General features: G+C 38.4%; 13 protein-coding genes and 1 pseudogene. All 14 read right to left on the reverse strand.

Going from position 1 to position 12,884, the window contains the following annotated elements:
• Positions 1-20: 20 nt before the first annotated feature.
• Positions 21-2,735: a RecB-like helicase gene (locus tag MLC44_RS12150; protein ID WP_434657553.1), complete on the reverse strand. Its 2,715-nt coding sequence runs from the start codon at positions 2,733-2,735 to the stop codon at positions 21-23.
• On the reverse strand, positions 2,735-5,080 hold the full coding sequence (locus MLC44_RS12155; protein WP_434657555.1) for a PD-(D/E)XK nuclease family protein: 2,346 nt from the start codon (positions 5,078-5,080) through the stop codon (positions 2,735-2,737). Before MLC44_RS12155 ends, MLC44_RS12150 begins: the two co-directional genes overlap by 1 nt.
• A 2-nt stretch (positions 5,081-5,082) precedes the next feature.
• The gene (locus tag MLC44_RS12160; RefSeq protein WP_151899423.1) at positions 5,083-5,610 is read right to left on the reverse strand and encodes a FixH family protein; all 528 of its coding nucleotides are present in this window, start codon (positions 5,608-5,610) and stop codon (positions 5,083-5,085) included.
• Complete coding sequence (locus tag MLC44_RS12165) at positions 5,588-5,926, reverse strand: hypothetical protein (RefSeq protein WP_434657558.1); 339 nt, start codon at positions 5,924-5,926, stop codon at positions 5,588-5,590. The genes MLC44_RS12160 and MLC44_RS12165 overlap by 23 nt, the downstream gene beginning before the upstream one ends.
• Positions 5,926-6,306, reverse strand: a complete 381-nt coding sequence (locus MLC44_RS12170; protein WP_434657561.1) for a hypothetical protein — start codon at positions 6,304-6,306, stop codon at positions 5,926-5,928. Before MLC44_RS12170 ends, MLC44_RS12165 begins: the two co-directional genes overlap by 1 nt.
• A gap of 109 nt (positions 6,307-6,415) precedes the next feature.
• Positions 6,416-6,623 (reverse strand): annotated as a pseudogene (locus tag MLC44_RS12175) (DUF4006 family protein).
• Position 6,624: 1 nt separating this feature from the next.
• Positions 6,625-7,566, reverse strand: a complete 942-nt coding sequence (locus tag MLC44_RS12180) for a c-type cytochrome (protein ID WP_418640748.1) — start codon at positions 7,564-7,566, stop codon at positions 6,625-6,627.
• A gap of 9 nt (positions 7,567-7,575) precedes the next feature.
• Complete coding sequence (locus tag MLC44_RS12185) at positions 7,576-7,779, reverse strand: CcoQ/FixQ family Cbb3-type cytochrome c oxidase assembly chaperone (RefSeq protein WP_151899419.1); 204 nt, start codon at positions 7,777-7,779, stop codon at positions 7,576-7,578.
• A 14-nt stretch (positions 7,780-7,793) separates the two neighbouring features.
• Entirely contained in the window at positions 7,794-8,486 is a 693-nt protein-coding gene (gene ccoO / locus MLC44_RS12190; RefSeq protein WP_151899418.1) for a cytochrome-c oxidase, cbb3-type subunit II, read from the reverse strand.
• A gap of 18 nt (positions 8,487-8,504) precedes the next feature.
• Positions 8,505-9,998, reverse strand: a complete 1,494-nt coding sequence (gene ccoN / locus MLC44_RS12195; RefSeq protein ID WP_151899417.1) for a cytochrome-c oxidase, cbb3-type subunit I — start codon at positions 9,996-9,998, stop codon at positions 8,505-8,507.
• 212 nt (positions 9,999-10,210) lie between these two features.
• Entirely contained in the window at positions 10,211-11,350 is a 1,140-nt protein-coding gene (carA, locus tag MLC44_RS12200; protein WP_346389731.1) for a glutamine-hydrolyzing carbamoyl-phosphate synthase small subunit, read from the reverse strand.
• Between the two features lie 24 nt (positions 11,351-11,374).
• Positions 11,375-11,905, reverse strand: a complete 531-nt coding sequence (locus tag MLC44_RS12205; RefSeq protein WP_434657566.1) for a DUF507 family protein — start codon at positions 11,903-11,905, stop codon at positions 11,375-11,377.
• A 41-nt stretch (positions 11,906-11,946) separates the two neighbouring features.
• Positions 11,947-12,456, reverse strand: coding sequence for a MotE family protein (locus MLC44_RS12210; RefSeq protein ID WP_418640750.1), 510 nt, complete (start codon positions 12,454-12,456; stop codon positions 11,947-11,949).
• Complete coding sequence (locus MLC44_RS12215; RefSeq protein WP_434657569.1) at positions 12,453-12,881, reverse strand: flagellar export protein FliJ; 429 nt, start codon at positions 12,879-12,881, stop codon at positions 12,453-12,455. The genes MLC44_RS12210 and MLC44_RS12215 overlap by 4 nt, the downstream gene beginning before the upstream one ends.
• Between the last annotated feature and the right edge of the window lie 3 nt (positions 12,882-12,884).

The following is a 12,884-nucleotide window of genomic DNA, read 5'->3' on the forward strand; positions in this document are numbered from 1 at the left end:
TTAATACCTCTTCTACCCGTTTAAACGGTCTCTATTTTAACGGCATCTTCCAAAATATAGCAGATATAGCCACGCACTTCATCTCCCGTTATCTCTTTCACTGCTTTTACATAGTATCGAACCTGCTTGCGATGCTCCTCGGTAAAATGCATCGCACTTTTGTAGTCTATCACACTCCACTCTCCCTTTTCATGTTTGACCAACAAATCAAGATAACGCAGATTGTTCTTATAGCGCAGAGCCTTTTCTTTATAGCATACTCCCCGGGTCAAAGTCAAAAACTCCGGTGCAGCAACAAGCCTCTCTATTCTCTGCTGTATATCATCTATCTCTGACTCTGTGAGCATAAAGCCATATTTGTTCAGCATCATATCTTTGGCACAAGCAAGCGCTTCTTGTGTAAACTCCTGCATCATCTCCAGAGTATAGTGCAAAGCAATTCCAAAATTAATGGCTTGCAAATCTTCTTCATTGTGTTTTTCTAATGCCAACAAATCACTCTGTGTTCCGTAATAGATATTTTCAAACGAAAGTTTTTTATATGCCTGCGGTATGTTTTTGGCTTTACATGTAGAGCGCAGTTCTCCGAAGCTTTGAGGTTGTAAATCCAGCAATGCAAATATGGAATCTTTTGGTTTTGCAAGGATGATCAAGTTTTCTCTTGCTCTTGTAAAAGCAACATACAGGGCATTCAAACTGTCTTCTCGTATAAGCTCTTTTTCTTTGGAAAGAGCATAGGCATAGTCATGGTCAATAAGCTCTCTGTTTTTTGTTCTCAGATAAAGATTTTGCAGTTTGATGCCGTCATAATTGTAAATAATGGCATCTCTTGGAGCAGGAGCCTTTTTCAGTCTGTCCATGACAATCACATGCTCATACTCCAGGCCTTTTGATTTATGTACCGTTAAAACCCTCACTCCACTGATATCAGCCGCTGCTGCAGAAGTATCAAGTCTTTCATACTCAAACAAAAGCGCTTCAATATCTGCATATTTGGATACAGCATTCAAAAAGCGAATCAGATGAAAATCATCTTGAAAAAGTCTGTACTCTTCTATACATCTCTTCACAACATCTACAAGCTTGACACTGTTAAAATCTACAGTGGCAACAGCCCTGACCTCCTGATTTATCAAAGCAAAAAAGTTCTGTCTGTAAATCTCTTCTCTGAAATAGAGATATTTCAAATACTCCAAAACAGCCTTGACACTTCTTTGGTTGATAAGCTTTGTGGTTGTCTCAGTCACAACCTCTATATTTTGTTCGTCAAGTACGTTTTTAATGACCTGTCCGTCACTGTTGGTCGCACATAAAACGGCAATGTCATTCACATCTGCGCCAAGATCTATCAAGCGCTTTACCTGCTCAACCAGTGCATCCAAAAGTTCCTCATCTGCAATCACTTCGACAAAACCGCCCTGTGCCTCTTTGCGAACAAGCTGAGGAGTGTAGTTTTTTATTTTATCCGCAAAGACTCTGTTGACAAACTCTATAACCTCTTTTTGCGAACGGTAGTTTGTCAAAAGTTTTTTTACCTCGGTGCGGTGTTCTTTTGCCACCTCCCCAAAAAGAGCCGACACACCTCCCCTAAAACGGTAAATAGACTGTTTAACATCCCCCACAAAGAAAAAACTTCCCTCGCTGCAGACACCCGCACCCGAAGTTATCTCTGTGATAAGCGGTTTTAAAATCTCATACTGCAATATGCTGGTATCTTGGAATTCATCAAGCAGCATATGTTCTATCGTTGCATCGAGGCGAAAGTACAGAAATTCGCTCTCATTGAGACGGTGCAAAATCTCATACACCAGAAGCGTCACATCCGAAAAACTGAGTTCTCCCTCATCTACATAGAGTGCTTTTTTTGCCTTTTTGTAAAGTGTAACAAGTTCATTCAGGGCATAGAAAAAATTCTGCTCTTTTGCCTTTGCATGCGACTGTACGGCACGCTGAATTTGCAACAGAGCCGCATCCATTGCAGGGCTGAAGCATTTTTTAAAGACCCAGTAGTTCAGGCTCTCTTTATATACCCATGTTTTTGCTTTGAGTGCTTCAAAATTTTGGGCAACAACGGCTTTTTGCAGTGTCACCGATGCCTCTTTGCAGTTTTTTACAATATTTTGCAAAAGAGAGAGCCCTTGCATCGCCTCCTCTTCATACGCCTGTATCGATTTTTTTTGAAACTTCAGATGAGAAAGTTCCTCTTTTTTAAGATAAAAATCATCCAGCAGCGCAAAAATGTCACTGACACGTTTGTTTGATTCCAAAGAGAGACTGATAAGCGTCTTGCGTTTGTTGGCAACACTGACTTCTTTTAAAAAACGAGACATCAGTTTGACTTCATGCTGGGCATTCGCCGTTGAAAAATCGGGCATCAAAGAGGCATACAGAGAAAATTTTCTCAAAATCTGAGCGAAAAAGCTGTCTATCGTCATAATCTTCGTATGTGCATTTAAAAACTCGGCCAAAATCTGCGACCGTTTTGCCAAAATCTCTTTGTCAGACATCCCACACTCTTTGGCAATTTCATGCAATTCCATACGTGATTCCAATGCCTGCAGTGTCTCGACAATCCGCTCACTCATCTCGGCAGCCGCTTTATTTGTAAAAGTAAGAGCCAAAACCTTCGCAGGCTCCGCACCTTTAAAAAGTAGAGAAAGATAGCGCACAACAAGCATAAAAGTCTTCCCGCTCCCCGCACTCGCTTCGTAGGCAAGATTATTTATAAATGCCATTACACTCTCCCGCACATGATGGCATATTCACAAAACTGGCAGGGCTTTGTCTCTTCACATTTTTCAAAGTTGACGGACTCTATGGAAAGGAGATCTTTGATATGAGATTTTAATATTTCTGTTTTTTCTTGCAAAAATGCTTCCGGGATGATTTGAGACTCTTTCAAATCATAAAAACCGCAACGCTCAACATTTCCAAAACCGCCGGCCAAAAGAGCGTAAAATTCAAGCTGAAAGTCCGTTGCCTCTGTGTAGTTGTTTTTATTGTAAAGCATGTAGGCACCTGTTTTATAGTCAAGCACCTCGATAAGATTCTCTTTTTTATCTATTCTGTCTATTTGACCGACAATTTTCATGCCTGCAAAATTCGTTTCTAAAAGTTCTTCTGTTTTGAATACTTTCCAGCCTTTTTCAAACCGCTCTATTTCAGCCTCCGCAAAAGCCTCCAGACGTTTTTTTTGCATTTCAACGAGATACTTGTCAAGCTCACTCTCTCCGCAAAAATCATCCAGAGCTTTGTTGATATCTTTTTTGAGCTTTTCGGTATCCGTATAAAAATTCTGCTTTTCATAGACTGCTTTTAATGCACTGTGCACGACATTGCCTATTTCATACTCCTGAGGCATATCTTTTGGTATTTCATGGTTTTTTATATGTTGGATATATTTATAGTAATATTTACGCTTACATGTAAGGAAGGTTTTGAGCCTGCTGGCAGAGAGCGCTACATTTTTAAAACTGTACTCCTCTATTATCTCTTCTTCTTTTTGAAAACCTGCCTCTCTTTTTTGAAAGAGAATTTCAGCGTAGTCCAGTTCTCTGTACTCATTTTTTTGTGTAATGCCGAGTTGTTTTAAAAACCTTGAACCGCTGCTCTCACTTGAGTTGACATAGGCGATTGCCACCTCTTTTGAGCGTGAAATCAGCATTTGGTAGTAATGTTTCTGCAGGCTTTCCCTGTCTCCCATCGTTGGCAAAGAGGCAGCTTTTCGTATCTGTGTATTTAAAAACATATCTTTATCACTGCGTTTTGGAACATTTTTGTCATCAAAATCTATAATAATTACTGCATCAAAATGAACACTTCTTGTCTCAAGTACTCCCATTACCGTCACTTTGCCCCCACGGACATCATCCACAGTTCTCAAAGCCAGACGCTGCATAAAAATATTCAAGAGTGATTTTACACCCATATCCTGCATAAAAGGCAAAAGTTTTTCTATTTTATGCAACTCCTCGTTCAATATTTTCTTCTCCTGTCTATTGGTAAAAAAAGCAGCCACTTCCTGCATATTTTGTATAAAATCAATCTCTGAAACTTTTTTATAGTAGAGTCCGTGCAAGAGCAAAAAAAGCTCATCTCCCACTCTTTGTATACGTGCCTCATTCTCTTTTGAGTCCTGTTCTATCGCATTTAATGTTGCTTCGATTTTTTTATAAACTCCGGAGTGACGAAAAGACTCCCCCATTGCAAAGTTCAGATTGCACTTTTCATCAAAGCTTTTAAGTATCGGTGCTGCGGTTTCATTGGGCAAAATGACGGCAATTTTTTGGGGATTATATCCTTTTTGCACAAATTCATAGATTTTCTGCTGTACAAAGGCAACCTGCAAAAGAGATTCGCTGAAACTGTTACATGTAAGCTTGTAATCTGTAGGTATTTTTTCTTTTGTGAGCGTTTTTATGTTGTTAAAGTCAAGTTCATATATAAATCCGGCTTCCAGTTCAAACCCGAGTTCGCCCAGTTTGTTTTGCATCTTTTCATTAAAGCGCGTCGCCCAGAAACGGAGTTTTATAGACATAAACGACTTTGCCTTTTGCAACAGTTCAAGCTCAAAGTTTGTCAGATGCCCGTCTAAATAAATCGTCACATTTTGATGTGTTTTTGCATACGCTTCGTTAAATTCGTAAAGCTTTGGCAAAAATATTCTGTCAAGCAGTTTTTTTTCATTGCACAGTTTTTCATAACGTTTGTAAAGTTCTTGCAAAATGGCAATATGCTCTTCATACTCTGCATAAACATCGGCACTGCTGAGTAGATTGATATCATAAAGTTCTGCACTCAGTTCTTCGTAAAACTTAAAGATATACGAAGAATTTTTGGTAAAGGTAAAAAAATTCCGCTCGATCTGAAGGTTTGCAAAGCCTTTAAAATCTGACGCTTCAAGCAAAAGCAGTATTCTGCTCTCATCATCTATAAATTTATAGCCTTTTACAAGCGTGAGTCTGGCGATAAAATCGCTCATAGTAATGTAGTTGGGTAAAAAGAGTGTCTGTTCTTGTGCAGCAAGCTGCTCGTGACGAATAGCACGGGCAGTCGGAAGGACTATGGTTGTCTCTTCCATATTTAGTACTGCGAAGCTTCCTGGATGCTTCTGTCGTTTATGATGCGGGTATCAGTTTTGATAGCATAAAATCTGCTCTTGTCACCGACATCTACTTTTAACAACAGATTCCAAACACCTTTTTTTGGAAATTTCACATCATGAAATACATAAAGACCCTCTTCAAACACAGGATCTTTGAGCGTTTTTGTGTAGGTGTCAACTTCAGGACGGCTGATTTCCAAAATCATTTTTGCGCCTTTGACCGCTTTGCCCTCTTTTGTAGTGAGGGCATACTTTACATCCGAACCATTTTCTGAAATTCTGTCTGAAACAAATTTCAGTTTATATGCTTTGTCAAAAGCTATTCTCTGTTTGATAAGTTTGTTTGCATTTGCATCTGCATCCTGGTATTTTGTCATATAATCATCACTCGGCTGTATGTCAGCCTTGCTTGTTTCTATAATTGTCCATACGCATAAGCCAAAAACACCTGTAATTGCCAGCCCTATTGCATAAGGCCAGAGTCTACCACTTTTTATAATGCTCATTTTTATGCCTCATTTTATAAATTTTTCTTTTAAAAAGCATAACTATACCATATAAAATAAAACCATAGAATAATACTCTTACATAAAACAAAGACGTTTGATTTGCATCACTGTCAAATCCATGTCCCAACTTGACACCCTTGGCTTTTGCTATCTGCTGCGCTATATCCAGGTAACCGTTAAACATTGCCGCAGAATATTTGTCTGCGACCATTCCTTTTTTTGCTTTTCCGCCTAAAAGAGGCAAAATAGTCCCTCCGGTATTGCTCATAATGCTGACAAAGTCATCCCAGCTTTTTGCATAAAAGGCTGCCATCATAAAGCCTGTACATAGGATGTAACCGGACTCAGTACCTGTTTTTTGTCAAAATATTTATATAAAGACTGATCATTTGCTTCTATATCTACCTGCGAATTCATTTCAGAGAATGTCAACAATATTGTCGGTTCCTGAAACTGCGATAATATTTTTTTTTCATATTCGTACATCGTCATATTCTTTGGCAGTTCTTTAAGCATCATCAGGCGTAAAGAAATCCCTGTTTTCTTATAAAGCGTACTCCCTAAGGTTTCCACCTCTTCCGTGAATTTTGGGTTGTGTATCACTTCATCTTTATATAAATACTCTGCAAATAAATGTGTTTGAAATAACAGTATGAGGGTGAGGGCATAAAGCCCTCTTCTTAAAAGTTTCAAATAAACTTCCTAACCAACATAAAGATGATTTGGAGTTACAACAGCCCAAAGAGTATATGCAGCCATAATTACAAGGCCCCAAGAAATAATTTTTTCCATTCTAAACTCCTTACTTCACATCAACAACATGCTTAGCATTTTCGGTACTAAACATCTTAATTGATTTTTCATCTTTTATCTTATAAAAGTTTTCAGCTTGCATGTTGTACACTTACAGGCATTGAACTTAAAAAAACCAATATGCTAAGTAGTAAAACAGTTGCAATCAGCATACCCGTTACACCATCAAGAGCAAAAACACTTCTATTTTCATTCATGCTACTCTCCTTTACTTAAGCTCATCACATATGCTGCAATAGCTTCTTTTTGTTTAGGGTTCAGTCTGTCCATTGCTGGCATTTTACCAATAGCCCCTGTTTTACCGTAATCTAGAACATTGATGATCAGTTTTTGGTTCCAAGTTGCAATATCCGGAGCAACATATGCCATGCCTTTTCCGTCAGGACCGTGACATGCAGCACATACATTTGCAAATACTGCCGCACCTGCACTGTTTGCATCTTTTAATCCGCCTGCAACATAATCAGCCACTTCATCAATCTCTTTGTCTGTAATCAATGCACCGGTTGCTGCATTGAAAAGACCGTTGCGATCAGGCATCGGCATCTCTGTTCCTAAAAGTTTGTTGTTTGAACCGTGATTGATAACATACTTCACACTTTTAGCAGATATTCTGCGGTTTAAATCTGCCGCATCAACCTCATTATTACCGTCAGCATTGAGACCGTGACAGGCAACACACTCAACCAGATAAACAGATTCACCCATGTTTACAAGTTGTTCACCTTTGATGTTTGCATATTTTTTCTCAAAGTCAGCATCTTTTTCTTTTACTTCTTCATTGTACTGACCGATTTGAGAAAATGCATTTACCGGATACCCGATTGTAAAATACCACATACCCCAAATCATTGTACCTAAAAACATAATTGCCCAACCAAAAGGTACCGGGTTTTTATATTCACCTATGTTGTCCCATGACTCATCTGCCAATTCACCAGTTGCCTGATCAACCTGCATCTGACGAACATACTTGATAACCACAAATACTGTAATTATTACAAGTGCCACAGCCCCTGCAATTGCAAGCATATTGACGATATCATCATTGAGACCGCCTTTTTGGTATCCAACTGTTGCATATGTTGCAGCCAACATTGCAGCCGTTATGATAATTCCCCAAAGATAAAGCTTATTCATATATCTCTCCTATTTTTCTTCTGTCTTTGATACAGGTTTTACCGGAGTATCCCCTATATCATCCTTCAGTGCCATATTACTATAGTGTTCATAATCAACTCCGGTAGCATCTTTCTTTTTTGTATAAAGATGATACACATACGAATATGTTGCAACCACCAAAAAAACTATTAAAAAGAAATACGCATACGCGGCAAATTCATTAAAATCCACTATGTACACCTTTTCTATTTAAGACTGTTTAAATATGCAATTAAAGCAACTATTTCAGGTATTTTACCTGCAGCCACTGCATCTTTAACGTCTTGATCTTTCATTTTCGCTGTAATTTTTTTCGCTTCTTCCAGTGCCATAGCATGTGCTTGAGCAACAGAATCTGCCATTTTAACTACTGTAGTTGAGCCGTCTTTCATAGGAACAGGCTTGTTATACGGTACACCAAAGAACTGTGCATTTGTCAACTGTGTCGCATATGCAGTGTCTATATCTGCACTGTTTGTAAACATCCACGGATAACCAGGCATAATACTTGATGGCATTACAGACTTTGGATCTTTCATGTGGTTTTCATGCCACTCGGTAGTTCTGTAATTTCCTACTCTGTGTAAATCCGGACCTGTTCTTTTTGAGCCCCAAAGGAATGGTCTGTCATACGCATACTCTCCACTTAAAGAGTAGTGACCGTAACGGTCAGTCTCCGCTTTAAACGGACGAATAAGCTGTGAATGACAGGCATTACAGCTGTTTTTGATATAAACATCACGACCGGCCTGTTCTAACAGACTTATCGGTTTAGTTCCGATAACAGGACGAGAAGCCTGTGCAAAGTTTGGAACGATTTCAATCAAACCCGCAAACGCAATTACTACAAATACACCTACCGCAAAAAAGAACGGGTGTTTTTCTAACCAATGAAACATAATATAATCCTCCCTTTCTTAAGCGCCCATAGGCGAAGCATTTTGTAATTCAGACTCTTCCACAGGACGAGACGACATAGTTTTGTAAATATTATAAGCAAACATAAAGAAACCGATAAGATATAACAATCCACCTGTACCACGTAAAGCATAGTAAGGATGCAATACATCAACAGTATCCATAAATGAATATGCCAGGTTTCCAAACTCATCGTGAGCACGCCACATCATACCTTGAGTGATACCTGCAATCCACATAGAAGTAAAGTATAAAACGATACCTAAAGTTTGAATCCAGAATTGTGCAGCCATAAGACTTTTAGAATACAGTTCACGTTTGAATACACGCGGAGCCATATGGTAAAGCGCAGCAATAATCATAAATCCGACCCAACCAAGAGTACCGTCATGTACGTGACCGACAATCCAGTCAGTAAAGTGTGCAATAGCATTAACAGATTTAATCGCCTGGATAGGTCCTTCCAAAGTTGAGAACATATAGAAAGTTGAAGCAAGAACCATAAACTTAATCAATGGAGATGCTGCAACCTGTTGCCATTCACCCTTCATTGTCAAAAGCATATTGATCGCTGAACCCCATGACGGTAAAATAAGAATTACCGAGAAAACAGAACCCATAGTCTGCATCCAGTCAGGAACAGTTGAGTAAAGAAGGTGGTGACCACCGGCCCAAAGATATACAAACATTAAACCCCAGAATGCAAGTAAAGACAATTTATAAGAGTAAATCGCCTGTCCGGACTCTTTTGGCAAAAAGTAATAAATCATAGCAATAATAGGCACAGTAAATACAAATGCAACCGCATTGTGTCCATACCACCACTGTACTAGCGCATCATTAGTACCTGCATACATAGAAATAGAGTGATACCATGCACCGATTCCTGTCTCACCTGCTGCAGAAGTTGCCAGCATTGTAGGAATTTCCATATTGTTAAACAGATACAACATAGCCACACCCAAGAAAGTAGCAATATAATACCAGATAGAAATATATAATGATTTCTCACGGCGAATACCGATAAGACCAAAGATACTTACACCCCACAGTACCCATACAACAACAATGGCAATATCAATAGGCCATTCGAATTCAGCGTACTCTTTTGAGGTAGTAATTCCCATAAACAGTGAAACAACAACTGCCGCAACACCGATAACATATAACCAAAATTGAAGTTTACCGATAAACATCAGAAATTTAGATTCTGCCATAGATACTTTCAGTACCCTCTGACCAACATAATACCACGTAGCAAAAATACCACTTAACGTAAAACCAAATGCAACTGCGTCAGTATGCAATGGACGAAGACGACTAAAGTTTGTATATTCAGCCAAACCTGCACCAAAGATTGTATTCAATCCAGGGAATGCAAGTTCAAATGCAATAAATACACCGATACTCATACCAACAATTCCTAAAACAATTGTTGTCAACATGAACATCTTTGCAACCGTATAGTCGTACTCTAATGGACGATTCTCCATATATAGCCTCCTTAAGATTCAAAGCAATTAAGTCTTTAAATGTATAAATACACTCAAAAGACTAATCAACATTTGTATATTAACAATAGATTTGTTTAATCTATCTTAAAAGTGACATAAAAATGACACTTTTTTTAATATCATTCTAAAAGGAAGCAATTAATTAGGAATTATGTGTTTGCTATAAGAAAATTACGAAAAAAGAGAGAGTTTTATCTTCTTATCAAAGATAAAAACTCACTGAATATATAGCGGCTCTCTTTGGGACCGGGGGAAGCTTCCGGGTGATGCTGGACTGAAAATACAGGCGCTTCATGATAACGTAAACCTTCAATGGTTCCGTCAAAAAGATTTGTATGTGTCACCTCTGCAATCTCTGTAATAGTATCCGGAACATTGTAGTTATGGTTTTGTGCTGTAATCTCAACCAGTCCGGTTTTTTCATTTTTGACAGGATGGTTGCCACCGTGATGTCCGAACTTTAATTTAAAAGTATCATATCCGTGAGCAATTGAGAGCAGTTGATGCCCCAGACATATTCCGAACATCGGCACTTTTGCATCTATAAGCTTTTTAATCTGCTCCTGTTCGCGTTTAAGTACCAGCGGATCACCGGGACCGTTTGACAAAAAGACGCCGTCAATTAATTTTGCATGATATTTTTCTATCAGGTCTTCGGCTATAAAATCATTTGGGATGACTTCTGCCTCGATGCCTGCACTCACAAGTTCATTTAAAATATTACGCTTGACACCAAAGTCAATGACAACGATTTTTGCTTCTGCTTTTGGTGCTTCGTCATACTTGAATGCTCTGTATGAAAAAGTGCTTGAAGTATGCTGATACGGCTCTTTTGTGCTGACCTGTTCTATATAGTTTACATCTTCAATGCGGGGAGCGTTTTGGAGAATCTGTTTCAGCTCTTCTTTGTCGCTTATTTGTGTTGAAGCAACCATCATCATGGAACCTTCGCTTCTAAGCATTTTTGTCAGATAGCGTGTGTCAATATCACAAATACCCATCACACTGTTCTCAATCAAAAAATCATGCAAGGAGTTTTGTGCACGAAAATTTGAATAACGCCCCTGGTATTTTCGCACTATCATTCCCTTGGCATGCGCCTTGGCACTCTCCATATCCTGCTCATTCACACCGACATTTCCGATCTCCGGCATTGTAAAAGTAACAAACTGCCCGGCATACGAGGGATCACTCATTATCTCCTGATAGCCGCTCATTGAGGTATTAAAAACGATTTCGCCGACCTCTGTTTTGTCTGCACCAAAACTGTTTGCTTCCAAAAAAGTACCGTTCTCCAAATATATCCAGGCTTTTTTCAATGAATAACTCATACGCTTACTCCATTCCTCTTTTCATTAATTCTTCCTGTAAAGTTTTTCATGCAAGATGTCAAACTCATCTGTTCCGGGAATGAATTTTCTCTTGTATGAACGAATTTTGTCCATTACGGCATCTTCAATTTCCGATGCATCCGCAATAAAAGAAGTAATGGCATTGTAAATAATATTTTTAATACGATTTTCCGTTACTTCAAAATGAATCAAATCTTCTTCATAAAGTTCATCAAGAATTTTGTGCGATATATCTGAGTACCGCTCCTCATAATCTAAAATCACCCCGTATTCGGGAGCCAGTTTTTTCTTAATCATAAAGAAAAGCTGTCTCTCGTCTGCAAGCATAAACTCAATCTCTTCTTCATTGTCCATACAGATCTCATCTACTTTTTTCTCAAGAGCCATCTCCTGCTTGACATTCTCTTCCAATACTTTCTGTGCCTCAAGTGCGACATTTTCAAGCCCTTTTGTCATTGTAACAGCACCGCTTTTGTTTAAATCAACAGCAATTTTATTTGCGATATGGGGAATAGTTTTAAGAGATATTTTCATAGATTCAGCCTGCTTATAAATTAAATTTAAGTATTTTACAATTATTTAGCTAATAGTTGCGTTAACTTTGATGCTTTTTTTGGATCCATCTTGGTTAATATTTTTCCTACTACTTTTGGTTTGAGAGACTGCAAAATAGCCACTGCTTCTATTTCGTCCATGTCCGAGAGTACATTTGCCGCAGCCCCTGCTTTCATTTTTGCAAATGTTTGCGATATTTTATTCATCTTTGTCGATTTCAGCTCTTTGAGAATTTGCGCATCTTGCTCAAGCATTGCTTTTATTTTCTTCTCTTTTTCGCTGATCTGCTCCAGTTTGGCATTCACTTCCTCTTCTTTCAAAGAAAGTTTTGCCTCTTTTTGTTTCAATAACTCTTCAGTAGCCGTTTTCAAGGCATTTAATGCCTGTTTTTGCTCATCTATACGTTCAAGTTCAACCAAAAGTTCATTTTTTCTTTCGTTGAATATTTGTGTGCATTCAAAAAGTTTGTCACTGTTTTGTATCGAAAAAAGTGAAGAGCAGAGAAATGCTGTAAGTAAAAGATATCTCAAGAGGCTTCCTTGCTTTTGTTTGTATAGGTCATTAGAGCAATTTCATCCAAATCTTTTGCCTCTTTGATTTTTATTTTTTTGAGTGCTTTTTTTATCTCTTCATATTCTAAATATTTATACTTTTCATACTCTGTCATGTTTTTTTTCAATGCCTCTTTTGCCTGTTCTACTTCGTTTTTTGCATATTGCAACCATTCCTGATTATGCTGTATCACGGCTCTTTGTGCATCCAAAAGTGCCCTTCCTGCCATAAATTCTGCTATTTTTCCATGTGAGGGGAGAGAAATTTCCTGCAAAAACGCCAGAGAGTCTTCCAGCGCTTTTTTTGCTTTTTGCAGGTTTGTATTTGCCTCTTGCAAAACACGTTCACTCTTTTGCATAATGCTTTTCTTTACATGTACCAAAGAGGTAAAACGTGTTTTCACGGC

It is taken from the genome of Sulfurimonas sp. NW9 (assembly GCF_051132275.1).
Taxonomy (GTDB): Bacteria; Campylobacterota; Campylobacteria; order Campylobacterales; family Sulfurimonadaceae; genus Sulfurimonas; species Sulfurimonas hydrogeniphila.